Annotated in this window: 14 protein-coding genes; 2 read left to right on the top strand and 12 right to left on the bottom strand. The window is 35.0% G+C overall.

Annotated features, from left to right (window positions below):
• Positions 1-50: 50 nt before the first annotated feature.
• The 6 genes from OZP08_RS12875 to OZP08_RS12850 form a co-directional block, all read right to left on the bottom strand.
• Positions 51-2,339 carry a GH92 family glycosyl hydrolase gene (locus OZP08_RS12875; protein WP_281322026.1) on the bottom strand — a complete coding sequence of 763 codons (2,289 nt, stop codon included), beginning with the start codon at positions 2,337-2,339 and terminating at the stop codon, positions 51-53.
• A 74-nt stretch (positions 2,340-2,413) separates the two neighbouring features.
• Positions 2,414-4,681, bottom strand: a complete 2,268-nt coding sequence (locus tag OZP08_RS12870) for a GH92 family glycosyl hydrolase (RefSeq protein ID WP_281322025.1) — start codon at positions 4,679-4,681, stop codon at positions 2,414-2,416.
• A 51-nt stretch (positions 4,682-4,732) separates the two neighbouring features.
• Positions 4,733-6,742 carry a beta-mannosidase gene (locus OZP08_RS12865; RefSeq protein ID WP_281322024.1) on the bottom strand — a complete coding sequence of 670 codons (2,010 nt, stop codon included), beginning with the start codon at positions 6,740-6,742 and terminating at the stop codon, positions 4,733-4,735.
• Between the two features lie 388 nt (positions 6,743-7,130).
• Positions 7,131-8,645 carry a SusD/RagB family nutrient-binding outer membrane lipoprotein gene (locus OZP08_RS12860; RefSeq protein WP_281322023.1) on the bottom strand — a complete coding sequence of 505 codons (1,515 nt, stop codon included), beginning with the start codon at positions 8,643-8,645 and terminating at the stop codon, positions 7,131-7,133.
• A gap of 16 nt (positions 8,646-8,661) precedes the next feature.
• Positions 8,662-11,751 carry a SusC/RagA family TonB-linked outer membrane protein gene (locus OZP08_RS12855; RefSeq protein ID WP_281322022.1) on the bottom strand — a complete coding sequence of 1,030 codons (3,090 nt, stop codon included), beginning with the start codon at positions 11,749-11,751 and terminating at the stop codon, positions 8,662-8,664.
• A gap of 337 nt (positions 11,752-12,088) precedes the next feature.
• Complete coding sequence (locus OZP08_RS12850) at positions 12,089-13,099, bottom strand: LacI family DNA-binding transcriptional regulator (protein ID WP_268846492.1); 1,011 nt, start codon at positions 13,097-13,099, stop codon at positions 12,089-12,091.
• A 560-nt stretch (positions 13,100-13,659) separates the two neighbouring features.
• Between OZP08_RS12850 and OZP08_RS12845 the strand changes: the two genes are divergently transcribed.
• Both OZP08_RS12845 and OZP08_RS12840 read left to right on the top strand, forming a co-directional pair.
• A complete protein-coding gene (locus OZP08_RS12845; RefSeq protein ID WP_281323609.1) occupies positions 13,660-15,771 on the top strand; it encodes a glycoside hydrolase family 97 protein in 2,112 nt (703 codons plus the stop codon).
• A gap of 302 nt (positions 15,772-16,073) precedes the next feature.
• On the top strand, positions 16,074-16,574 hold the full coding sequence (locus OZP08_RS12840; RefSeq protein WP_268846491.1) for a hypothetical protein: 501 nt from the start codon (positions 16,074-16,076) through the stop codon (positions 16,572-16,574).
• A 47-nt stretch (positions 16,575-16,621) separates the two neighbouring features.
• Here OZP08_RS12840 and bshA read toward each other — a convergent pair whose 3' ends face one another.
• The 6 genes from bshA to OZP08_RS19740 form a co-directional block, all read right to left on the bottom strand.
• Entirely contained in the window at positions 16,622-17,755 is a 1,134-nt protein-coding gene (gene bshA / locus OZP08_RS12835; RefSeq protein WP_268846490.1) for an N-acetyl-alpha-D-glucosaminyl L-malate synthase BshA, read from the bottom strand.
• Between the two features lie 72 nt (positions 17,756-17,827).
• Positions 17,828-19,828 carry a heavy metal translocating P-type ATPase gene (locus OZP08_RS12830; protein WP_281322021.1) on the bottom strand — a complete coding sequence of 667 codons (2,001 nt, stop codon included), beginning with the start codon at positions 19,826-19,828 and terminating at the stop codon, positions 17,828-17,830.
• A gap of 62 nt (positions 19,829-19,890) precedes the next feature.
• On the bottom strand, positions 19,891-21,042 hold the full coding sequence (locus OZP08_RS12825) for an efflux RND transporter periplasmic adaptor subunit (protein ID WP_281322020.1): 1,152 nt from the start codon (positions 21,040-21,042) through the stop codon (positions 19,891-19,893).
• 9 nt (positions 21,043-21,051) lie between these two features.
• A complete protein-coding gene (locus OZP08_RS12820; RefSeq protein ID WP_281322019.1) occupies positions 21,052-22,305 on the bottom strand; it encodes a TolC family protein in 1,254 nt (417 codons plus the stop codon).
• A 132-nt stretch (positions 22,306-22,437) separates the two neighbouring features.
• Positions 22,438-25,560, bottom strand: a complete 3,123-nt coding sequence (locus OZP08_RS12815) for an efflux RND transporter permease subunit (RefSeq protein WP_281322018.1) — start codon at positions 25,558-25,560, stop codon at positions 22,438-22,440.
• A 108-nt stretch (positions 25,561-25,668) separates the two neighbouring features.
• Positions 25,669-25,935: a hypothetical protein gene (locus tag OZP08_RS19740; protein WP_432419639.1), complete on the bottom strand. Its 267-nt coding sequence runs from the start codon at positions 25,933-25,935 to the stop codon at positions 25,669-25,671.
• Positions 25,936-25,954: the final 19 nt, after the last annotated feature.

The raw sequence follows: 25,954 nt of genomic DNA, 5'->3' as shown, positions 1-25,954 counted from the left end.
TACATTAATTTTCAAAAAATTGAATTCCTGAAAATTCCTGAAATCCGTGTTTATTTATTTTTCTGTGTTGAATACGAATAAGGGTAGCTCTCTGATGAATTTCCTCTGTTTTTATTTGGAGTTGTCATCATATCAAAATCTAGCTCTGCTCCTTTCAATAATTCGAAATGATTGATATAGTTTTTGTTATATGACGTTTGATTCCATTTTAACTCCTGAACGTATTTATTATTAGCCGAATTATTTTCGGCTTTAATGACAATCTGTTTTCCGTTTTCTAAATCAACTGTTGCTTTTTTAAATAATGGCGCTCCCAAAACATATTCATCCGTTCCCGGACAAACAGGATAGAATCCTAAAGCGGAGAAAACATACCAAGCCGATGTTTGTCCGTTATCTTCATCTCCGCAATAACCATCTGGTGTAGGCTTGTACAAACGATTCATCACTTCTCTAGACCAATATTGTGTTTTCCATGGTTCTCCAGCATAATTGTATAAATAAATCATGTGCTGAATTGGCTGATTCCCATGCGCATATTGTCCCATGTTCATAATTTGCATTTCTCTTATTTCGTGGATAACTGAACCGTAATAACTATCATCAAAAACTGGTGGTAAAGTAAAAACTTCATCCAATTTAGATACAAATTGCTTTTGTCCTCCCATTAAGTTAACCAATCCCTGTATGTCATGAAACACACTCCAGCTATAATGCCAACTGTTACCTTCCGTAAAATCTCCACCCCATTTGAATGGATTGAATGAAGATGAGAATTTACCGTCTTTGCTTTTTCCGCTCATCAAATTAAAAGACGGATTAAAAAGCAACTTATAATTCATCATACGTTTTTCGTATAAATCAATTTCCTTCTTTGGTCTTTTTAGAGCTTTTGCCAGTTGCCAAATAGTAAAATCATCATAAGCATATTCCAGGGTTCTTGCCGCACTTTCATTAATCCCAACGTCATTTGGCACATAACCCAATTTGTTATAAAAAGCTGCTCCTTTTCTTCCTGTGGCATTTGGCCCTTCGTTGTTTGCTCCTTTCAAAAGAGCAGCATATAATGTTTGAATATCCTGTACTTGTACTCCTTTAAGATAAGCATCTGCAACTACTGAAGCTGAATTGTTTCCGACCATGCAATCTCTAAATCCAGGACTTGACCATTCTGGTAGAAAACCACCTTCTTTATAGACATTTATCAAACCTTCTTGCATTTCTTTATTTATAGAAGGATAAAATAAATTTAGCATAGGATACAATGCTCGGAACGTATCCCAAAAACCGGTACCCGCAAACATATATCCTGGCAAAACTTGCCCATTATGCGGACTGTAATGAACAATTTTCCCGTTCGAGTCTACTTCATACAGTTTTTGCGGAAAACAGGCAGTTCGATAAAGACAAGAATAAAAAGTCTGCATTTGTTCGTCTGTTCCGCCCTCAACAGTAACTTTTGCTAATACTTTATTCCATTCTTTTTTGGATTCAGCAACAGTTTGCTCAAAAGAAGCAGTTCCTAATTCATGTTCCAAATTCAACTCTGCCTGTTCAAAGCTTATAAATGAAGAAGCTACCTTCACGTTAATCTTTTCTCCTTTTTTGGTTTTAAACCCAATAATGGCTCCAGCATGATCCGACGACATTTCCAATTTTTCTTTCTCCAAAGTTTTGCCCTGCCAAGTCTGACTCAAAGCAAAAGGCTTATCAAATACAATTACAAAATAGTTCTTGAAATTTTGTGGTACACTACCACTATTGCGTGTTGTATAGCCAATTATTTTGTTTTCTGACGGAATAATTTTTACATAAGAGCCTTTGTCGAATGCATCAATAACGATCGAAGACTGTTCATTTTCCGGAAAAGTAAATTGAAAATGAGCTGCTCGTTCCGTTGCGGTCATCTCAGTGGTTACGTCATAATCTGCAAGATAAACGCTGTAATAGTACGGCTTTACTGTCTCTGATTTATGGCTAAACCAACTGGCTCTATCCTCTTCTGTAAAAGCTAATTTACCTGTAACTGGCATGATCGAAAACTGTCCGTAATCATTTATCCATGGAGAAGGTTGATGTGTTTGTCTAAAACCTCTTATTTTCTCGGCTGTGTAGGTATACATCCAACCGTCACCCATTTTTCCGGTTTGTGGTGTCCAAAAATTCATTCCCCAAGGACGTGAAATCGCTGGATAGGTATTCCCGTTTGAAAGACTGTGCACCGATTGTGTTCCCATCAAAGGGTTTACATAATCGACGGGGCTTCCTGTTTTATTCTGAGCTTTGACAGCTAAAACTACAAGGCATAATCCCCAAATAATTATCCACTTATTTCTCATTGTAACTTTTATTTATACTTTAGATATACTATCACAAATTATTATTAATTAATAAATTGTAATTAAAATTTAATCTACAAAGGTCTGTCTTCTTTTTTTACTCCAAATGTTTGTGAAGGCTGACTTCCCATATATAATTTTAACTCACCTCCTTTTACAATCATGTCATGAGTTATGTATGATTTTGTATAAGGTTTTCCGTTGTACTCTATTTTTTGAATGTATTTATTGGCTACACTGTTGTCTATTGCCACTATCTTGAAAGAAACATTCTCTTTATAATGAATTGTTGCTTCATTGACTGCTGGGCTTCCCATAACATAAATACCATTGGCAGGATTTACGGCATAGAATCCCATTGATGACAAGACATACCAAGCAGACATTTGCCCGACATCTTCATTACCACAAATTCCATCTGTCTTGGTGGTATAGAATTTATCAAAAACTTCACGGACAATCTCAGCTGTTTTCCATGGTTGCCCTACATATGCATACAGATAAGGGATATGGTGACTTGGCTCATTGCCTTGTGCATATTGACCAATCAAACCACTAATATCTGGCGAGGCTTCCTCTCCCGCTACTTTTTCTTTAATTTTAAATAATTGATCAAATTTTTCGACGAACTTATCATCTCCTCCAAACAATTCTATCAAACCGTAAGGATCTTGCGGTACAAGCCAAGTATATTGCCAAGCATTTCCCTCTACATAATCGTCTTTTCTATGGGAAGAGGATAGCGGATTGAAAGGCTCGCGCCATTGTCCGTTTTTCAATTTTCCTCGCATAAATCCACTGTTTTTATCAAAATACTGTTTGTACAATTCGGCTCTTTTTGAGAAATAAGCATAGTCCTCCATTTTATTCAAATCCTTAGCCATTTTTGCAATACACCAATCGTCAATTGCATATTCCAAAGCATTGGCAACCGTTTCCAGTTGGCTATCTGCCGGTATATATTGCAATTGCTGTACATAATCTAAACCGGCACGTTTTTGCATGGCTGTAGTCTTAATTGCTTCGAATGCCAATGCTACATCATAATTTCTATAGCCCTTAAAATAGGCATCAACAATAACAGCTATAGAATGATTTCCGTTCATACAATCCGTTTCATTCCCCATCAAATGCCAAACTGGTAATCTTCCTTGTTGCTGATAAATTGCTAAAAAGGTCTTGACAATATCATTGATTTTATCTTCCTGTGTGATCGTATATAGCGGATGCAAAGCACGGTAAGTATCCCACAAAGAGAAAGTGGTGTAGTTTACAAATCCTGCATTTTTATATACTTTTTTATCAGTTCCTCTGTAATCTCCATTGGCATCATTAAAAATGGAAGGCGCAAACATGGTGTGATAGAAAGAGGTATAAAAAATAGTTTTGGTATCAGCATCTCCTTTAATGTCGATTTTGCTCAAAGCTTTATTCCATTTAGCATCGGCTTGTTGAACAGTTTTGGCAAAATCCCAATGAGCAATTTCGGTTTTTATGTTGGCCAAAGCATTTTCATAACTCACTGGAGAAAGTCCCACTTTTGCCATAATCACTTTATTGGATTTAGTTGCAAAGTCAAGCACTGCTTTCATTTTTAAACCCTTGCCTTCAATTCCTGTCACCACTTTTGTACTGTCATACAATGCAAGGTTTGAAATGTCTTCCGAAAATTCTATGGCAAAAAACAAACGCTGATCTGCAGCCCATCCCTTAGAATGTCTATATCCGACCAAAGTTCTGTTTCCCGTTTTTTTAATGAAAGTTTCCTTCGGGCTATCCCATCCCACTCCATCTGCTAAGTCTAACAATATGTGGGCCTCTTCTTTTGAATTAAAAGTGTATTTATGAAAACCAACTCTCTCAGTTGTTGTCAGTTCTGCTTTTACATTATATCGGTCTAAATTAACACTGTAGTAGCCCGGTTTTACCACCTCATTTGCATGCGAAAATGTAGAACCGTATCCGCTTACATCTTCTTTTGTTGCTTTTTTCAATGGTACTTTTCCAGTAACTGGTAAAAGCAGAATATCATTAAGATCACCAATTCCTGTTCCACTCAAATGGGTATGCGTAAATCCTAAAATGGTGTTACTGGAATAATTATAGGCACTGCACCAATCCCAACCCTCAAAAATTGTTGATGGTCCCAACTGTACTGCACTAAAAGGAACATTCGCTCCAACAAAAATATGTCCGTGACCTCCCGATCCGATATATGGATTTACATATTGTGTGTATCCTGTTTTAGATTGTTGCTTTGTCTTTCCTTGTGAATAGATAGATAAAGTATGCAATGATGTACTGAGTAAGGCTACTGCAAAAAATATTTTTTTAAATTCCATCTTCTCCTTATTTTTTTATTTTCTTCCAAAAATGTATTTAGATATTACATTCTATTTATTCCTATTTAAAACTTCATACAAAGATGTGATTGTGATACTTGGGTTTGCAATCTGACTTTCTATACTAATGGTCTTTTCCTGTCCTGCTTTCAAATCAAAATAGTTATCACTCAACCTTCCTGTATATCCTTTGATGTCTATCCAAACATATTTGGCATCTTTATCAGCTTTAAGAACTATTTTTTGTCCATCCAGTTTAAATTTGATTTTAGGATTTTCTAACTTCAAATTTATTGGGCGGGTCAAATCTACTACCGGTTTTACATCATCTCTATACGCTTCTTTTACAGCATACCAAGCTGCTTTGGGTTGGCGATTGTAGTAATCGGTAATACTCCAACTAGCCACTGGCCAACAATCATTGAGTTGCCACAAAATGGTTCCCATATTATAAGGCGCTTTTGAACGATGTATTCCTATTATGTTTTTAAAAGAATAATATTGTAAGCACTGCGTGAGATACGTATAATCTTTTACAGACCATGTTTTGACATTGGTGGTGTCTTTGAAATAGCGCTGCAAATACGAATTCAATTTATTAAATCCTTTACCTGCTTTTTGGTGTGCTTTTAACACATCCGAATACAAATGTCTATCCTCTTCAATTGTGATTCTTTCGGTGGTAGAATAATTAGGCATTGCCTGCATTCCGTATTCACTCACAAAGCGACCGGTTTTCTTTTGGGTAACTTCTATATCTTCCAATCCCCACCAAGTTCCCCAATAATGACTGTCGCCTTCGGTAATGCTTTGTGGTTTTCCCCAACCCAATAAAGGTGAACTACTCACGTAAGGTCGATGCGGATCTACCTCTTTTACCCACTTTGGAATACTATCCTGAAATAATCTTTTATAATCATTCCATAATCGGATAGAATCCTTTTTATCTATTTTGAATGTTTTTTGCCATCCCCAGTTTTTGAAAGCTTCATCTATTTCATTGTTTCCACACCAAACTACAATTGAAGGATGGTGACGCAAACGCTTTACTTGGTATTTTACTTCTTCCCTTACATTATCAAAAAAGTGTTTATCGCCAGGAACCATCGTGCCGGCAAACATAAAATCCTGCCATACATAAATTCCGTTTTTATCACATAAATCATAGAAGTAATCACTCTCGTAGATTCCGCCTCCCCAAACTCGAAGCATGTTCATATTCGCATCTTTGGCGGTAGCAATCACTTTATCATATTCTGCATGGGTTACTCTGGAAAGGAATGCATCCGATGGTATATAATTTGCCCCTTTCATGTAAACGGGCTTACCATCTATTTTGAAATAAAATGATTTGCCGACATTATCAGCTTCTTGTACCAGCTCGTATTGGTGTGGTGCCTTATATTCCTTTTCTATTGCTGTTTCGTTGAATACTTCTAATCTAACTGATTTCCAAATTCCGCATGTAGTAAATTTTGGTCCCCAATCCCAACCAAAATGATATTGGGCTTTGCGCACATAAGCTCTTGGATTATCTGGAATCACATACGGTAAATCTTTTTTAGCAAGTGAGTCTACTACGTTTTGGGCAGATTTAAAGACTACTCTCAATTCATTTTTTCCTTCTTTCAAATAAGGTTTTACATCAGCACTCCACTGACGGAACATATTATCAGTCTTTAGTATTTGCTTATCGTTCAAATATACCGTGGCGTATGTATCCAGACCATCAAAAACCAATTTGCTATTTTTTTTATCTAATATCTTTTGAGCAACTTCAAAAGTAGTCTTATACTCCCAGTCTTTCTTTTCTATCCATACCAACTTTTTCTCATTATCACGATAAAAAGGGTCTGGTATCATTTTGTTTTTCAATAAATCTGTGTGCACTTCTCCAGGTACAGTTGCAGGATGCCAGTCGCTTTGATTTACTTGATGAAATTGCCAACCTTTATTGATTTCAATAGAAATGTTCTGACTGTTATCTGAACGTCCGTTTATGAAACCAATAAGCAATGATAAAGATCCGAAAAGAAGGGAGTGTGACTTTATTAGATTCATTTTCTTTGTTTTTTATTATTTACAAACTACAAGCTATGCTTTTCATTTTTACTCTAATTTAAACTTTTATCGTATTGACTTTCAACACTATTCCAAGTATTTTAAAATAGTAACAAAATTATATGTGGGCTATTTACATGCAATTGGATTATAAATAATGATTGAATTTTTATTTTAAGAAACCTAACTCTAGAAATACCAAATTGATTTACAAAATCAATTTTACTACTTGTTTCAGCAATATAGCTATTGCGAAAGAACCAATAAAATACTGCAACTCTGCTGTTATACTAAGTCTTTTTCTTTGATAAAATTCAAGTATTTATAAAGCAAACCGGGAATACCAATACTCCCGGACTTGCTTCACATCCATTATACCATGAATGATTTATTTATCCCACCAAATTCTGGTTGTCATTAAGTCTAAACCTTGGCGTTGTACAGCTTCCTTATAGTTGGCTGCATTTGTTATTAATTCTGACTGATCATAAATTAATCTTCTTGGAATTGTCCCGTTAGTTTCTCCAGAAGGATCATTAACAGGAACTAAAACAGGATATCCTGTTCTTCTCCACTCTGAATATGCCTCGAAACCATTAAACAACAAAACAATCCATTTTTGAGTTATAATTTGTTCCAACTTTTCGGCATTTGTTCCTGAAGCTTTAAAAGGATTAGCTGTCATGTAAGTATTGTACTCTGATAATGAAACAGCAGGCACTTTGTCTCCAAAAATGGTTAGAATTCCCATTGCTCCTTTTACCCCATCTTCATAATGTTGTTGTGCCGTTCCAGAAACATTCCAACCTTTTAATGCAGCTTCTGCCAACAAGAATTGAACCTCTGCATAAGACATAATTAATGTTGGTGCATCTAGACGCAATACTGTAGATGTGTTAGGATCTGAGAACTTTTTTTTGTCTCCGCCTGGAAACTCTTTTGCATCATTGGCTAGCCCTTGTTGACTCGCTGGATTGTTGTCTCCTGTAGCTTCTAATTTAGCATAAATTCTCAAACGAGGGTCATTGGTGTTTTTTAGCAAATCAATAAAAGTTTTGCTGTATTTTGTATTTCCATCACCTGCATTCAAGTCATTTCTAACCCAAGATGAAGTTATTGGGTTTGTTTTTACCCCTTGTGGATTAGCTTCATGTTTCAATACTAAACTTTCAGCATTTGAACTAAAAACACCTTTTGCAAAAGCTTTTTCTACAAATTGTTTTGATTTAGCAGGATCTACTTTAGACAAACGCATAGCTACTCTTAGCATTAATGAGTTGGCTAATTTTTTCCATTTAGTAACATCACTTTGGTAAAACAAATCTGCGTTACCCACAAAACCCTTGTTAACATCTAATGCATCACCAGCTTCATCCAACTCTTTTAAAAGATCGTTGTAGATTACTTCCTGAGTGTCGTATTTTGGAGCAAAAATATTTCCATTATACCCTTTACCAGCTTCAAAATAAGGAACTTCTCCATAAGTATCCGTCAATTTTTGAAACAAGAATACCTTCATAATTCTACAAGCCTGAATCATATTTGTATTCTCTGGTGTGTTTGGTAAAACTGACATCAATTGGAAAATCTGATTCAATCCTTTACCATATGATTCTCCAAACAAAGAAGCTGAATACTCAGATGAATAACTGTATTTTGAACCTGGTCCTCCCAATGAAGCAAAATGCTGAACCATTTGGGCTGCATAAGCATTGTTTCCTCTGGTATTAGAATAATCTTGTCCATCCATATATATTTCAGCAAGCGTAAACATAGATTTTGTTGCTGGTTTTGATAAAGCGTTTGGATTAGTATTCAATTCCTCGAATCCGCTATCACATGAAGTCAATGTCACTGCACTAACTATTGCGATACAAAATAGTTTTATATATTTATTTTTCATCTTTCAATTTTTATAATTAGAATTTGACATTAAGCGTTAAACCGTAGTTTCTTGTCAAAGGCATAGAAGCTCTCTCAAGCCCTTGAGCATTACTATTAGAGTAATTTGACTCTGGGTCAATATTTGGCGTTGCACTATAAATTGTCCATAAATTATGAGCAGAAAAAGCTAAACTAACTGATTGAAATGGAGAATTTGCAAAAGCAGATTTTGGGAAGTTATAGCTTAAAGATACTGCTCTAAGTTTTACAAAGTCAGCATCATAAACAAAATTAGAGGTTACATCACTATAGCTTCTCCAGTAATCATAAGCAGAAACTTGTGTATTTACCGGATTACCATTAGGATCTTTACCTGTTACAGCAATTCCTCCCTCACGTCCTGGAAGTGTATCCTCTGATAATCCATAACGAGTTCCCAATTGGTTTGTAGCTGAATAAATTTCGCCTCCAAATTTAGCGTCTACAAAAACAGAAAGTGTAATGTTTTTATATGAGAAATCATTTGAAAGTCCCATAGAAGTTGGAGCAACACCTTGTCCTGCAATTATTAAATCTCCTCTCATGAATTTACCATTAGAACCGATTACGATATTCCCGTTGGCATCTCTTAAATAATCATAAGCTTTGATTACCCCAAAAGGTTGTCCTTTCTCTAAAACCACAGAAGCTCTTGAATCTCTGTTACCTTCTAGTGATTTAGTTTTTATTTGATCTGATAAATTGATTACTTCACTATTATTATAAGCAAAATTATAACCAACATTCCATGTAAAATTATCTGTTTTCACAGCTTTTGCATTAATGGCAAACTCTACCCCTTTGTTTAGGATTTCACCCACATTGATTTTGGTAGTTCTATAACCAGATGATTGAGAGATATCCGCATCTGTGATGTCGTTGGTCGTTCTCTTGCTATAGAAAGTCAAGTCTGTGCTAATTCTATTATTGAAAAATGTATTTTCGAAACCAAACTCAATAGTACTTACATTATAAGGTTGCAAGTTTTTGTTAGGAACCGTTTCTCCGTTTACTCCCAAAATTGGTTGTCCTAATGCATCTGTTTGTCCATCTGGAGCAGAATAAGTCAAAGCTAATGCATATGCATCCGGCAATGCTCCTCCTACGTTACCCCAACCTGCTCTTATCTTACCATATGACATCCATTTTGGTAAATCAATCACTTCTGAGTAAATAAAACTTGAACTCACAGAAGGATAAAAAGTACTGTTATTAGATGGATCTAAAGTAGAGAACCAATCTTCACGACCTGTTAAACTAAGAAATAAATAATTTTTGTATCCCAAATCGGCTGAATAGAAAAGAGAGTTAACCTCGCTTTCAGAAAACAATACCTCTGATTTATCCGGCATAGTGTTTCCATAAAAATATTCAAATGGAACTATAAAATTGTTTCCTTTTATTTTCAGACCACTAAATCTGTTATGCTGACGGTTTGCCCCAACAAATGCATCCAATGAAAAGTCTTTGGCTAAATTTCCTTTATATCCTAAATATGCAGATCCGTTAATCTCTGAACGATTTTCAATTCTGTTTTCGATAGATCCACCTGGGTTATAGTTAATTCCTGTAGGCTCAATTTCAGTATATTCGTAATTAATATCATCAACACCAATAACCGCTTTGGCATACAATTTCTCTGTGATATTATAGTTCAATTTAGCAGAACCAATAAAACGTTTTCTTAAATCTTCATTTAAGGTTTCAGCAGCTGCAAAATATGGGTTTGTATGATACACATTCGCTCCTAAATAATCTGATTCACCTCCATTTTCATCATACGGATTATTTAACCATCTGATGTCTGTTCCCGGAGTCATAAAAGTAACTGGGAAAGATGCATTTCTAGGAGAGTCATTCAAGTAAGGTCTGTTATGACTTTTCTCTGTAATATATTGCGCATTAGCTTCAACACTTATTTTTTCATTTGGTGTTGAATTAAAATTCAAAGCAAAGTTGTTTCTTCCGAAATTGGTTCCCGGCATGATTGACTCGTCTTTTGTGTTTCCGAATGACAATCTGAAATTGGTTGCATCACTACCTCCAGATACTGCCAAAGTGTTAGAGAAAGAATATCCTGTTCTATAAAATTTATTAACATTATCCTTCCCATAAGCTTTATAAGGACGATTTTGCCCATCTATAGAAAGAGAGTTTGTCCCGTCGTATTTATCACCCCAAGCAAAATAGTAGCTATCTCTAAGTTCTTGTAGATCTGAAAATCTTGTAGGAACTCCATTTACCGGTGCTCCCGCTCCATATTGGTCTTGCCATTTCAAAAGATTTGCTGGCGTATTAAAAGTAGAGTTTGTACTGAAATCTACTCCAATTCCTTTACCACCTTTTCCTTTTTTAGTTGTAATCAAGATAACCCCATTAGAACCTCTATATCCATAAAGTGCAGAGGCAGCACTACCCTTTAACACAGACAAAGAAGCAATATCATCAGGATTGAATGATGACATACCATCTCCTTTATCAGCTCCACCCCACATTCCGGCATTTCCTTGTTGGCTGTTATCAATAGGAATACCATCAACAACATACAAAGGTTGGTTAAGTCCAGAAGCTGAAGTCGCTCCACGAATTACAACGCGGCTTGAACCTGATGGACCCGTAACTGGTGCAGAAACATTTACCCCGGCAATTTTACCCTGAAGGGCATTTCCTAAGTTAATTTCTTTATTTTTTGTCAGTTCATCACCTTTTATTTCTCCAACTGCGTATCCTAAAGCTTTCTTTTGTTTTTTCACCCCAAACGAGGTAACCACTACATCCTTCAAACTTTCTACAGATGGTGCTAAAACAACAGTTACCTTAGTATCCTCTTGAGCAACTTTAACTGCTTTTGCGATATAACCAACAGAAGAGATGGATAGAGTAACTTCTCCAGCTGGAACCTTGATTTCAAATTTACCATCTGCATCCGTTACCACACTTATTGATTTCCCTTTTACTTTAATGGTAGCAGAACTTATTGCTTTATTTTCTGTATCCATAATTACTCCTGATACTGGTCTGTTTTGTGCAACTGCTCCAAAACTTCCCAACAATATCAGTCCCAATACTAATAATATTTGTTTCATAAGTTTTTGTTTTTCATAAGTTTTATTGTTCATTTGTTTTTGGTTGTTTTTCATAGATGTTCTAATTCATAGAGGTTTGTTTTGGTTAATATTTGCATAAATAATGACTTGTACTTTCAATCAAACTATTCCTAATTTTTATCTTAATCTTGATTTCATTAACGCAATCCTTATTGTTTCTTCAATAAATTCTAAATACTTTTAAATTTTACTAAATCGATTTAGTAATCAGCCTAAAAAAAATGTCTTACTAGACTCACTTTTAAAAATGCGTATAATCTTCTTTTGCACCACAGAACAGCTAAATCGTTTTAGCAAATGCTATAAAAAAATACTGTCAGACAGATTCTCTTTCTACAAAATCCCCTTTTAGTATGACTTTTTCAATATCTGAATGTTTCCCCGTTGTCATTTGGCTAACAAGCATATCTATTGCTTTTTTGGCCATAGCTGCTATTGGCTGTGAAATAACCGATATCGAAGGTGTGTGCAATCTGAAACTATCATGATCGTCAAAACTAATAACCGATATATCACTTGGTATATTGATTCCTAATTGACGAAATGCCTGTAACCCACAAAGTCCTAAATAATTTGATAAAAATAATATCCCATCAACTTGAGGGTGATTTTTTAATAATTCCGTGATTGCTTTTATTTTGTCTTCTTCGCTATCCTTAAAATTAATTTGAACTATCAGTGATTCATCATAAATGCCGTTCTCTTTCAGTGCATCCTGATATCCTGATTCCCTTAATTTCATTTGGATCATTCCAGAATTTACATTCACAACTGCAATATTCCGACAACCAGAATCCATCATTTTTTTGGTAGCAGAATAAGCACCTTCGTAATTATCCATCACCACGCTGCTTACCAATTGATCAGGAAAGTATCTGTCTATCAACACTACCGGCACTTGCATTTTTAGAAGATTATCGATAGTCTTCTCTAATTTTTCGGTAGGAGCAATAATAAAACCGTCTACATTAGCTTGCAAAAGACTGCTTACCAGTTCGTCTGCACGCTGATCATCCCCTCCTGTACTACAATAAAAAACGCGGTAATTTAAATTTCTGGCTTCATCTTCTACAACTTTTGCCAAATCAGAAAAGAATTGGTTGGATATATCCTCTATGATTAAACCAATAGATCTGGTTTCTCCAGTTCTAAGGCTACTGGCAATCATATTAGGTCTATAATTTAGCTCTTGAGCCACTGCCAAAACTTTATTTATGACTGTGGCGCTAATTCCCATTTTCTCACCAATATTATTCAACACAAATGAAACAGTTGAAACCGAGACTTCGGCTTTCGACGCAATATCTTTCATTGTGATCTTTTTCATGTGTTGATTTTTTATTGTTTCAGAATAAACTTAGCTTGTATGATATTATTGGCTTTTACCAATTTCATCTGCAGTCATCAAATAATTTAGCTTAGCTTTATGATTATTTAACTATTTCTTAGCAAAGCAAATATATAAAAAAGTTTTACTAAATCGATTTAGGAGTCTGTTATTTTAATCATTTTAAAACTTTTTCGACGAAATACCAATTTTATCGATTAAATACATAATTCAGCTTATTTTTTCTTTAAAAAGAAGAATTCTGAAGCCTATATTAAATTTTAACTTTAAGATTAATAGGAAATTACTTTTTTAAAAAAGTATTCAATAATATGGGACTAAATTAAAAATATCCAGCATAAACATTTTTTGATATATTTGCTAAATCGATTTAGTAAAAATATATCTCTTCTCAATCAAAAGGGGTTTTAGCTCTAAAAACTATCTCATTATGATGGCTTCTTAACAGAATTGTATAATTCTAATAAATACAAACAGTCATCAAATACTCGCTTCATACAACCAACCAAAACTATTATCAATTAGAAACTATACACATGATGAAAAACAATTTCTTAATCTATTTCTATTTTTTTGCTTTTATATCAATAGTAGATGCACAAGAATTAAAATCACCTAATGGCAACTTAAATCTAAAATTCAATTTAAATACTAATGGAACTCCCTCCTACTCCTTAAGTTATAAGCAAAAGGAAGTTATTAAGGAAAGTAAAATGGGATTTGTCATAAAGCCCAATATTTCATTCAATGAAAACTTTAAAATTACAGAGACGACCTTTCATACAGAAAACAATACCTGGGAACCTGTTTTAGGTGAACAAAAAACCATAAACAATCATTATAATGAAATGATTGTGCATCTCACTCAAAACAAAAGTCAATGGAAAATGACATTGTACTTCCGCTTATTTGATGATGGACTAGGATTTCGCTACGAATTTCCCGTACAGGACAATCTGCGTCATTTCATTATTCAAGAAGAAACCAGTGAATTTAATTTGGCTGGCGATCATAAAACTTTCTGGATACCTGGGGATTATGACACCAACGAATACAAATACACCACATCTAAAATATCCGAAATATCCAAACTCATAAAAGAAGCCTCAAAGGAATCCTTAGCTGCGCAATCACCTATAAAAAACTTAGCGGTACAAACTCCCCTAATGATGAAAACCGAGGATGGGCTATACATCAACATTCACGAAGCTTCACTGAGTAATTATCCTGCTATGTTTCTGAACATTGACGACAAAACATTTACCGCCAGCTCTCACCTCACACCAGATGCTGTGGGCAACAAAGGGTATATTCAAACTGGTAGTCATACTCCTTGGAGAACTATAGTTGTTAGTGATGATGCCAGAGATATCCTTGCTTCTAAACTTATATTAAATCTAAACGAACCCTGTGCTTTTGAGGATACCTCTTGGATAAAACCCGTAAAATACGTTGGGGTTTGGTGGGAATATTTTATAGGAAAAGGATCTACATGGGCTTATTCTAACAATCAGGATATTGTGATTGGTAAAACCGATTTTACTAAACTAAAACCAAATGGTACTCATGGCGCAAATACAAAACATGTCAAGGAATATATAGATTTTGCAGCTGCCAATGGTTTTGATGCCGTATTGGTTGAAGGTTGGAATGAAGGTTGGGAAGACAATACCGCTTTCAAAAAAGAGCGTATTTACAGTTTCACAAAATCATATCCTGATTTTGATGTCAAAGAGTTGAGTCAATATGCAGCTCAAAATGGTGTTAAGATAATTATGCATCACGAAACCACATCATCTACTGCCGAATACGAAAGACAATTAAACGACGCTTTTCGTTTTATGGATGACAACAACTATAATGCTGTGAAAACGGGTTATGTAGGTCCAATTATTCCACGAGGAGAGCATCATGACGGTCAGACGATGGTAAACCATTATACTTATGTAGCACAAGAAGCCGCAAAACACCATATCATGGTTGATTCCCATGAAGCTGTTAGACCAACGGGATTAAGCCGAACGTATCCGAATTGGTTTGCTCAGGAATCCGCACGCGGAACAGAATTTGAATCTTTTGGAGGTAATAATCCAGATCATACTACAATTCTACCCTTTACCCGATTAATGGGTGGTCCCATGGATTATACTCCGGGAATTTTTCAAGGAGATTTGTCGGTTTATGGAACAATGAAAAATAAATTGAGTTCAACTCTTACAAAACAATTGGCCTTGTATGTAACAATGTACAGTCCTTTGCAAATGGCTGCCGACTTGCCCGAAAATTATATGCGCTTTAAAGATGCTTTTCAATTCATCAAGGATGTAGCATTAGATTGGGACAACTCTTATATACTAGAAGCTGAACCGGGAGATTATATTACCATTGCCCGAAAAGCAAAAGGCAAACAAGAATGGTTTGTTGGTGGTATCACTGATGAAAATCCGAGAACGGCTATGATTGATTTTAGTTTTTTACCCAAAGGGAAATCATATAATGCTATTATTTATGAAGACGACAAAGAAGCCCATTATCTTAACAAACCACAATCCTATACTATCCGCAAAATAATCATTAATAATAAAACAAAACTAAAACAACCACTTGCTGCTAGTGGTGGTGTAGCTATTTCCATAAAAGAAAAAAAGTGAAATGTGAAATGTGAAAAGTGAAAGGTGAAAGGTAAAAAAGTGAAATGTGGAAAGTGAAATGTGATAAGGTGAAATGTGATAAGGTGAAATGTGATAAGGTGAAATGTGATAAGGTGAGATGTGAAAAGTGAAAAGTGAAAAGTGGAAAGTGGAAAGGAAAGAGTGAAAGGAAATAGAAAACCTTAATTTATTCTTGAATTATTGATGTAAAAATCTGAATATCAATCATTTTATTTTCTTATATTTACATATAAACATTTCCTTACGATACTATATTTCATCAAAACAAATACTATCTAATTATGAAAAAAATTAGCTTCTGTTTATTTATGGTAATAGGATTAGTATTTTCAGCTCAAGCTCAAGAAAATATTTCGGAAAATACTATTGGAGTGCGATTTGGAAACCATTATGGTTTAGAAGTAGAAATAACCTACCAACGAATGTTATCTCCCAAAAATCGGTTAGAGCTTAACACTGGTTGGAGTAGCAGTAATCACACCGAAGCCTTTAAGTTGTTTGGAATTTATCAGTGGTATTGGAATATAGAAAAGGGATTATATTGGTATACTGGCGGCGGCGGCGGATTCGGTACCTGGAATACAGATAATGATTATGACAATCCCTACGCAAATGACAATGGTTTTTTTATGGTTGCCACTGGAGATATCGGAGTCGAATATCACATCAAGGGCGTCCCAATTCAGCTCTCTCTAGACGGAAGACCCGAATACGTTTTTAATAGTTTCGAGAAAGATAATTTCGGTTTTAATGCAGGTGTGGCAATACGATATAAATTCTAAAAAAAATCCATCTTTAATTAATTCTAAAGATGGATTTTTTTTTTAACCTATTTGTATTTATTTATGGCTTTATTATACAAATCTTCATATATCGGCAGAATGTTTTTTATATCAAATTTCTCGGCTACATGTAAGGCATTCTTTTTAAATTCGTTCAAAACACTATCTTCTTTTAGTATTTTAAGCGCATTTTGGGACATTTCATCAATATCCCCTACATTACTTAAATACCCAGAGACTCCTTCAAAATTTACTTCAGGTAAACCACCCGAATTACTTGATATAACAGGAACTCCACAAGCCATTGCTTCGAGTGCCGCTAATCCAAAACTTTCCGTTTCTGATGGTAGAATAAATAAATCGGTAAGACCTAAAATTCTGTCTATTTCGCTACTGTTTCCGAAAAAGATCACTTTATCCTGTATCCCTAACTTTCTACACATTTTTTCGGCCTTTTCTTTTTCGGGGCCATCTCCTACCATCATTAATTTGGCAGGAATTTCTTTTTGAACTTTGTAAAATATTTTAATGATATCCGGAATTCGTTTTACTTTTCTAAAATTACTAATATGCGTAATTACCCTTTCCTCTGGATTTGCGATAACTGAACGTCTACAAGGAACCGTAGGATCGTATTTATTTTTGTCCAATTCGATGAAATTAGGAATCACCAGAATCTCATTTTTTATATTGAATAACTTCAGTGTATCATCTTTCAAACTTTGAGAAACCGAAGTCACAAAATCCGATTTATTGATACTAAAAGTCACTGCTGGTTTGTAAAACGGATGGTTACCAACAAGTGTAATATCGGTTCCGTGAAGGGTTGTTACCATTGGGATATCAATTCCTTCATCTTTCAGCATTTGTTTGGCCATATAACCCGCATAAGCATGTGGAATAGCATAATGAACATGCAGTAGTTCTATTTTATGCAATTTCACCATATCTACCAGTTTACTGGATAAAGCCAATTCATACGGCTGAAAATGAAAAAGTGGATATTCTGGAACAATAACTTCGTGATAATGTACATTCGGGTTTAATAATGCTAAACGTACGGGCTGACTGTAGGTAATGAAGTGTATTTCGTGACCACGTCTAGCCAATTCTAAACCTAATTCTGTAGCAACTACGCCACTTCCTCCAAATGTTGGATAACAAACAATTGCTATTTTCATGTATGATTTTTAAGTGCAACGAAAATAAGAAGATTCGATGTAGATTATTATAAAAAAAAAGTTAATTTTTATCTATTCAAACTTCATTCTCTGAATCCGAACCGCATTCAAAATTGCTAACAACGCAACTCCAACATCGGCAAAAACAGCTTCCCACATTGTAGCCAAACCTCCTGCCCCAAGAATTAAAACAACTGCTTTCACAACGAATGCCATAGTGATATTTTGCCACACGATTTTTTTGGTTTGTTTCCCTATGTTTATTGCCGTGTAAATCTTTCTGGGTTGGTCATTCTGAATGACAATATCTGCAGTTTCAATAGTTGCATCACTTCCTAATCCGCCCATGGCAATACCTGCATCAGCAAGAGCTATGACCGGAGCATCATTTACTCCATCACCTACAAAAGCTACTTTCTGATTTTGTGATTTTAATGCTTCTACCTTTTCTGCTTTGTTTTCCGGCAATAAATCACCGTAAGCCAAATCGATATTCAACTCTTTTGCAACCGCTTTTACAACTGCCTGTTTATCGCCCGATAGCATGACAGTTTTGACATTTATTTTATGCAAACTCTGAATTGCATCTTTCGCATCTTCTTTGATTTCATCAGCTATTAAAAAATAGCCTGAATACACCTTATCAATAGCAACAATTATAATGGTAAATGGCGAATCATCAATTTCTAAATCATAATTGATATTGAACTGCTGCATCAACTTTGCATTCCCCACAATTACTTCTTTGCCGTTAATTTTCCCTTTAAGTCCATGACCTGCAATTTCTTCTACATCAGTAACTTTTAGATTTTCATTCAATGATTTAGAATATTCAACAATCGCAGTTCCTACCGGATGGGTCGATTTTGATTCTAAAGCTGCTGTATATTGTACCAGATCTTCTTCTGGAATTCCTACCGGCACTACTTTTTGAACTTTGAAAACACCTTTGGTCAACGTTCCGGTTTTGTCCATAACCACTACTTGTATAGCTGTCATTATATCCAGAAAATTAGAACCTTTGAATAATATTCCATTTTTACTCGCAGCTCCAATTCCTCCAAAATACCCCAACGGGATAGAAATCACCAATGCACATGGACAGGAAACCACCAAGAATACCAATGCTCGATACAACCAATGACTAAACACATAATTAGAAACGAAAAACATAGGCAGCAAACAAATTGCCATTGCTAGATACACTACGATTGGCGTATATATTTTAGCAAACTTTCGGATAAACAATTCGGTTGGTGCTTTTTTGGCTGTTGCTTCCTGCACCATTTTTAGGATTTTAGAAAGTTTACTATCGGTATAAGCTGTAGTAACTTCGACATCAGCAACAGTATTTAGATTAATCATTCCTGCCAAAACAGTTTCATTCTTTTTTTTTGTATCTGGCTTACTTTCACCAGTTAGAGCCGCAGTATTAAAAGTAGCACTTTCAGATAGTAATTTTCCATCCAGGGCTAATTTCTCGCCTGGTTTTAATTGAATGATTGTTCCAATAGCAATTTCGGATGCCTTTTTCAGAACGGTTTTATTTCCCTCCAAAACGGTAGCCGAATCCGGTCTTTGATCCAATAATAATTTAATGTTCGACTTGGCTCTTTGAACGGCCAGACCTTGAAATATCTCTCCAATACTATAAAACAACATGACCGCTACACCTTCGGGAAACTGCCCAATACCAAATGCACCGATAGTCGCGATTGACATCAAAAAAAACTCCGAAAATAAGCTTCCTTTTCTAAAACTTTCAAACGCTTCTTTCAGAACAGGAAAACCAACAGGAATGTAAGCAATACTATACCACGCAATTCGAACCCAACCCGTAAACCATGTTTGAGGAAAATAATGATCAAAAGCAATACCGATCAGCAGCAAACAAAAGGAAACTACCGCTGGAAAAAACATTTGAAATTTACTGCCAGTACCATGTTCATGTGAATGATCATGGTCATGGCTATGTCCATCATCATCGGAATGTAAATCCTCACTGTGACTGGAACAACAACCATTTGGCTTATTCAATTTACTATTTTTAGTATTTTTAAAAGTAGTATCCATTATATTAATTTATATCAAAATTAAGCATATATCCAATAGTAACCACTGTAAATCAAGTTGTTTTACTCTTCTCCACTTCCTTTTGTTAATTCAGACAATAAATAATAAGCCCCTTTGATTACCACTTTGGCATCGGCTGGAACTTTATCAATTGTCTTAACTTCTGTAAAGCCCAAATCTGTGGTACCAGTATTCACTTTTATTTCTTTAAACGTATTTTTCCCTGTTGAAATAAAAATAAAATGATCGTTACCATTATTCACTATAGCTTCTGTTGGCAAGGCTGTTGTGTTATTATTATCAATTTTTACTCGCGCCTCTACATACATTCCCGGCAAGAGAGTCTCGGTAGTTTCGTTTATTTTGGCATGTACCAATACCGCTTGCTCGTTAGGTTCGAATGCTTTGTTGATAGCATAGATTTTGGCAGGATGTGTATGAGAAACGTCATTTGCGTCACTAAATGTAATTGACTGCCCTATTTTTATTTTGTGGATATCTTTCTCAAATACTTTCAAATCCAAATGTAAAAATCGGTTATCAATAATTTCAAACAGTACCGCATTAGCATCAGCATATTTTCCCATACTTAAATTAATATGCTGAACATATCCGCTTATTGGTGCCGAAATTGCAATACTTGAAGCAATATTTTTTGATGTTAGCTTACTTGCGTTGATGCCCAATTGAGTCAATTTAGAGCGCAATGTTTCTTTTTTGGCCTGTGCAATTTGCAGCTCCCTTTGTGCTTGCTGATAGGTTTTACCTGCATTGATATTATCATCTCTTAACTCTTTTTGGCGTTGGTATTCTTTTTCCAAATAATTAAGATTGGCATTATTTTCTAAATAATCCTGTTGTAGTTGTATCACTTCAGTATTTACAATAGTTGCCAAGGTTTTTCCAGCCGATACAAACTCCCCTTCCTGAACCAAAATATTTTTTACAACTCCACCCGTCAAGATGCTTACTTGTGCTTGATACTGTGGCGGCAGCGATAATTTACCGTTAATTTTTAGTGTTGTAGTCAGGTTTTTGTTTTCAAAATTACCCAACTGTAAATCGATGGCTTTTATTTGTTCATCTGTAAAAGTTACCACAGATTTTTCTACTGCCTCCTTTGAATCGTTTGTAGAAGCCTCTTCACTTGAATTATTTTTGCAAGAGGTTAAACCAAGAAATAAAAAGAGTATGATTGTTATATAATTTTTCATCGATGTATTTTATTTATTTAATAAATATTGAATATTGATTATCGTTTGATTGTAATTGTTCATTACCGTCAAATAATCATTTTTAATTTTGTTAGCATCTTTCAGGTTTTGGGTATATTCAATATAACCAATATCTCCTGATTTGTATAGCCGCTGTGCCGAATTGACAATGGTTTCCGCCATAGGAATTCCCTCTGTTTTATAATAATTGAGTTGTTCCAAATATTGTTTTTGAAGCTGATATTGCTGCAAATAAATAGTTGCCAATTCCTGTTGCGATTTCTCCAATTCTTTTTTAGCAATTTCGGTTTCTAATTTAGCCACTTGTGTTTTTGCCTGAATTCCATTTCTGAATAATGGAATATTAACACCTACGCTCCCAAAATAAAACGGATTTTCCTTGTCTAAACTTTGCGCATTAACTCCCAAATTGAATGATGGATTTGCCTTAGCTTTTTCTGATTTTATAGCTAACTCTTTTGCAATAATTTGCTGTTGCAAAAGCTGTAAAATCGGATGGTTTTTAACCAATGTACTATCGCTTAAATTAATTTCCGGCAATGCTTCATATTTTGTTGGAGCTTGATAATTGGTGCTGTTTCTTGTCCATTTTTGCAATTCTGTCAAATAAAATGACACTTGAGTGTTGGCCTCTGCCAATTGCATTTTTAAATCTTTACGCTGTAAGGCAGAGCTGATTTTTTCGAGTTTATTGCTCTCTCCCACTTGAAATTTCTTGTCAGCATACTTTTCATATTCAGCAAAAATTGTATCTATTTCAAGTAACAAATTATACTGCTGCACATTATAAATCCAAAAGAAATAAGCACTTGAAACGTTCTTAATCAATTCGCTTTTGGTAACCGCTTCAAAGGATTTTGCTACGTTTACATTTTGGTTCAAAAGATTTCTATCCGCTTTATTCGATAATTTAAACCCTTGGGCCACTCCCACATTATAATCAAACAATTTACTGTTTATTTGCCCCAAATTACTATTGATATTAAATGGATCCAGAATAGTAGCTGTTTTTGTTAATGCCTGTTGTTGCTCCGTTTGCAAAGTTGCCTGTTGCATCGTTGGGTAGTTTTTGGTAGCCAAATCCAATGCGTTTTGCAAAGTAAAAGTCTGCGCATTTATCGAAGGACAAAAGGCAAAGAGCAAAAGGCAAAAGGCAATTGAATTCAAACGGCAAAGGGCAAAAAATAAAATCTGCTCTCTACAATTTTCCTTTATGTTTTTATTATTTAAGTTTTTCATCATTTAATATTTGTACTGTTGATTCTTTGAAATTTAAAACACTTATTTACAATATTTTAAATTATTTCGTCATTAATTATCTGTCATTTGAATATTGACTTTTGTTTTTTTTACATTTCGGGTTTCGCCAACTGCCTACTGCTTACTGCCTACAGCCCTTTTCACCCTCATAACTAAATAATATAGAACAGGTAAAACAAATAGAGTCAACAATGTTGAAGTCAATAATCCTCCAATTACTACAGTTGCTAAGGGTTTTTGAACTTCAGAACCTGCACTTGTGCTCAAAGCCATAGGCAAGAAACCTAATGAAGCTACTGTGGCTGTCGCCAAAATAGGTCTTAATCTGGCGCTGCTTCCTTTATAAATGCGTTGCAGTAAATCCTCTTCTCCTTCGTCTCTTAATTGATTGTAATAGCTGATTAACACAATACCGTTAAGAACAGCTACACCAAAAAGGGCTATAAAACCAACTCCTGCCGAAATACTGAAGTTCATTCCCCTAACCCATAAAGCAATAACACCACCAATTGAGGCCAAAGGAATTGCCGAGAAAATTATTGTTGCTTCCTTGAGTGAACGGAACGACAAAAAGAGTAAAAAGAAAATGAGCAAAAGCGCTACAGGAACTGCTAATAACAATCTTCCTTTAGCTTCTTGAAGATTTTGAAATTGCCCACCATATTTTATAAAATAACCTTCGGGTAGTTTTAGTTTTGCATCCAATTTCTTTTGAATTTCCAAAACTACACTTTCTACATCTCGCCCACGTACATTGGCTTCAATCACAATTCTTCGTTGTGCTTCTTCACGACTTATTTGTGATGGTGCGGTTTTAAAAGCGATTTCCGCTACTTCATTCAACGGAATTTGATTTCCTCGTGGTGTTGGAATCAATAATGATTTTAAAGCATCAATATCCGTATCGCTATTTTTAGGAATACGAACTACCAAATCAAATTTGCGTTCCCCTTCATACACTACTCCTGTTGTTCCTCCAGCATAAGCGGTATTTAAAATCCGATTTACTTCGGCAATATTCAAACCATATTGTGCTATTTTGTTTCGGTTGTATTTTACGACCAATTGTGGCATTCCTGTCACTTGTTCAACCTTTATATCAGTCAAACCATCAATTCCACGGATAATGGGGACAGCTTTATTTGCTTCCGAAAATAATTTATCCAAATTATCACCAAATATTTTTATGGCAATATCCGATTTTACCCCCGCAATCAATTCATTAAATCGCATTTGTATAGGTTGTTCAAACGATAAATTACAACCTGGAATTTGACTTAATTTTTCGTTCATTTTCTCGGCCAACTCTTCTTTATTGTCGGCTGTTGTCCAATCCTTTTTATCTTTCAGAACCATGATTATATCAGCACTTTCTATCGGCATTGGGTCTGTTGGAATTTCGCTGGTACCTATTTTACTAACTACTTCTTTTACTTCTGGAAATTCAAGTGCCAATTTTTCTAATTGTGTACCAACCTGAATACTTTGTGGCAAACTACTTCCCTGTCTAATGGTGTAATTCATGGCAAAATCACCTTCGTCTAATTCAGGAATAAATTCGCCTCCCAATGAATTAAAAATGAATAATGAGAGTATGAATAAAGAAACTGCAATCCCGATAACCGCTTTTTTCTTTTCTAGCGCAATTACCAAAATTGGTTGATACCAATTGTTTAATTTATTGATAAATCTGTCCGTAAAATTAGGTCCTTCACTCACCTTTTTGCTTAAAAATATACTGCTGGCCCAAGGAACGTAAGTAAGCGAAAGCAGTAATGCACCAAGGATTGCAAAACTTACCGTTTGTGCCATTGGCATAAACATTTTGCCCTCTACACCACTTAACACAAACAAAGGAATATAAACAATCAAGATTATGATTTGTCCAAAAATGGCACTACTCATAATTTTTGATGAACTTTTTATTACTTCATGGTCCATTTTGTTTTGAGAAAGAACATTGTTCTTATAGTGTTTAGAAAAAATATGCAAAGTGGCTTCGACTACAATTACGGCTCCATCTACTATTAATCCAAAATCTAAAGCTCCCATACTCATCAAATTCGCACTCAACCCAAAGAGATTCATTATGATTATGGCGAAAAGCATAGCCAAAGGAATAACTGAAGCCACAATTAAACCTGCTCGCAAACTACCTAAAAACAATACTAAAACTAAAACTACAATCAATGCTCCTTCCATTAAATTGGTAGAAACGGTGCTAACTGTTTTCTCAATAAGTTTGGTTCTGTCTACAAAAACATCAATTTTTACACCTTTTGGCAATGCTTTTTCTATTGACTGTATTCTTTCTTTTACCCGTTCGATCACTCTAACGGCATTTTCCCCTTTTTGCATCAAAACAACACCACCAACCGTTTCGCCTTTTCCGTTTCTGGTCATTGCTCCATAACGAGGTGCAAATCCAAATTTAACTTCGGCAATGTCTTTTATCAAAATAGGAACTCCCGAACTGTTCTTTACTACAACATTGTTAATATCATCAATATTCTGAATCAGTCCTTCTCCGCGAATAAAATAGATATTGGGACCTTTATCGATGTAACTGCCTCCCGTGTTTTCGTTGTTGCTTTGTAAAGCATCAAATACATCTATAAGCGTAAGATTATTGGCAGCCAAACGTTCTGGCTTTACCGAAACCTCATATTGTTTTAGCTTTCCACCAAAACTACTTACATCGACAACTCCAACAGTTCCTAACAATTGGCGTCTAACAATCCAATCTTGTATTGTTCTTAGTTCAGTTAGATTGTATTTGTCTTCGTATCCTTTTTCAGGAACCAATACGTATTGAAAAATTTCTCCAAGTCCGGTTGTTGGAGGCAATAATTCGGGCATGCCATATTGTTTCGGAATATTATCCGCAGCCATTTGTATTTTTTCATCAACACGTTGGCGAGCAATATTTACGGGTACATTGTCTTTGAACACAATTGTAATTACTGACAAACCTGAACGACTTGTGCTTCGTAATTCAACCATATCCGACAATGATTTAAATTCCGTTTCTAATGGATAAGTTATAAATTGTTCTACTTCTTGAGTAGCAAGATTTGGCGCAGTCGTTATCACTTGCACCTGATTATTAGTCACATCCGGCAATGCATCTACACTTAATTGTGTGAATGAATAGACACCAAACATAATAAATATGGATAACAGAACTCCTGTAATCAGTTTGTTATTTACTGAAAAATTAATGATTTTATGTATCATTTTTTTAATATAATGAATGAGAAATCAGACCTAGAAGGGTCATTTTATTTTGTGGTGAAGCCACAACTCTCTATCCTGATCTCCAAAACTGTTGGAGTCAGGTTTTCATTATACTATCTGAGGGGGTTGCCAAATACTTCCGAAGAAATTCGAAATAAAAATCGATTTGTATTCAGGTATTTTGTTTTCTACCATCTTTTTGATAACAACAAAATTAAGAGTACAAACTGTGTTATCGAAGGCAAAAACTTGTGAACTGCAACAATTGCAAATACAAAACGGTGAACAAGTATCGCTATGCTGATTATGCTCTAAACTACTTTTTTCTACAAGTGTCTGTGATGAAGTATTCCCTTCCCTATCTGCACATGGCAAACAAGAAAGCAAGAGAAAA

Origin of the sequence: Flavobacterium aestivum (genome assembly GCF_026870175.2) — a bacterium.
Lineage (GTDB): Bacteria > Bacteroidota > Bacteroidia > Flavobacteriales > Flavobacteriaceae > Flavobacterium > Flavobacterium aestivum.
This window is presented reverse-complemented; position numbering and strand designations above follow the sequence as displayed.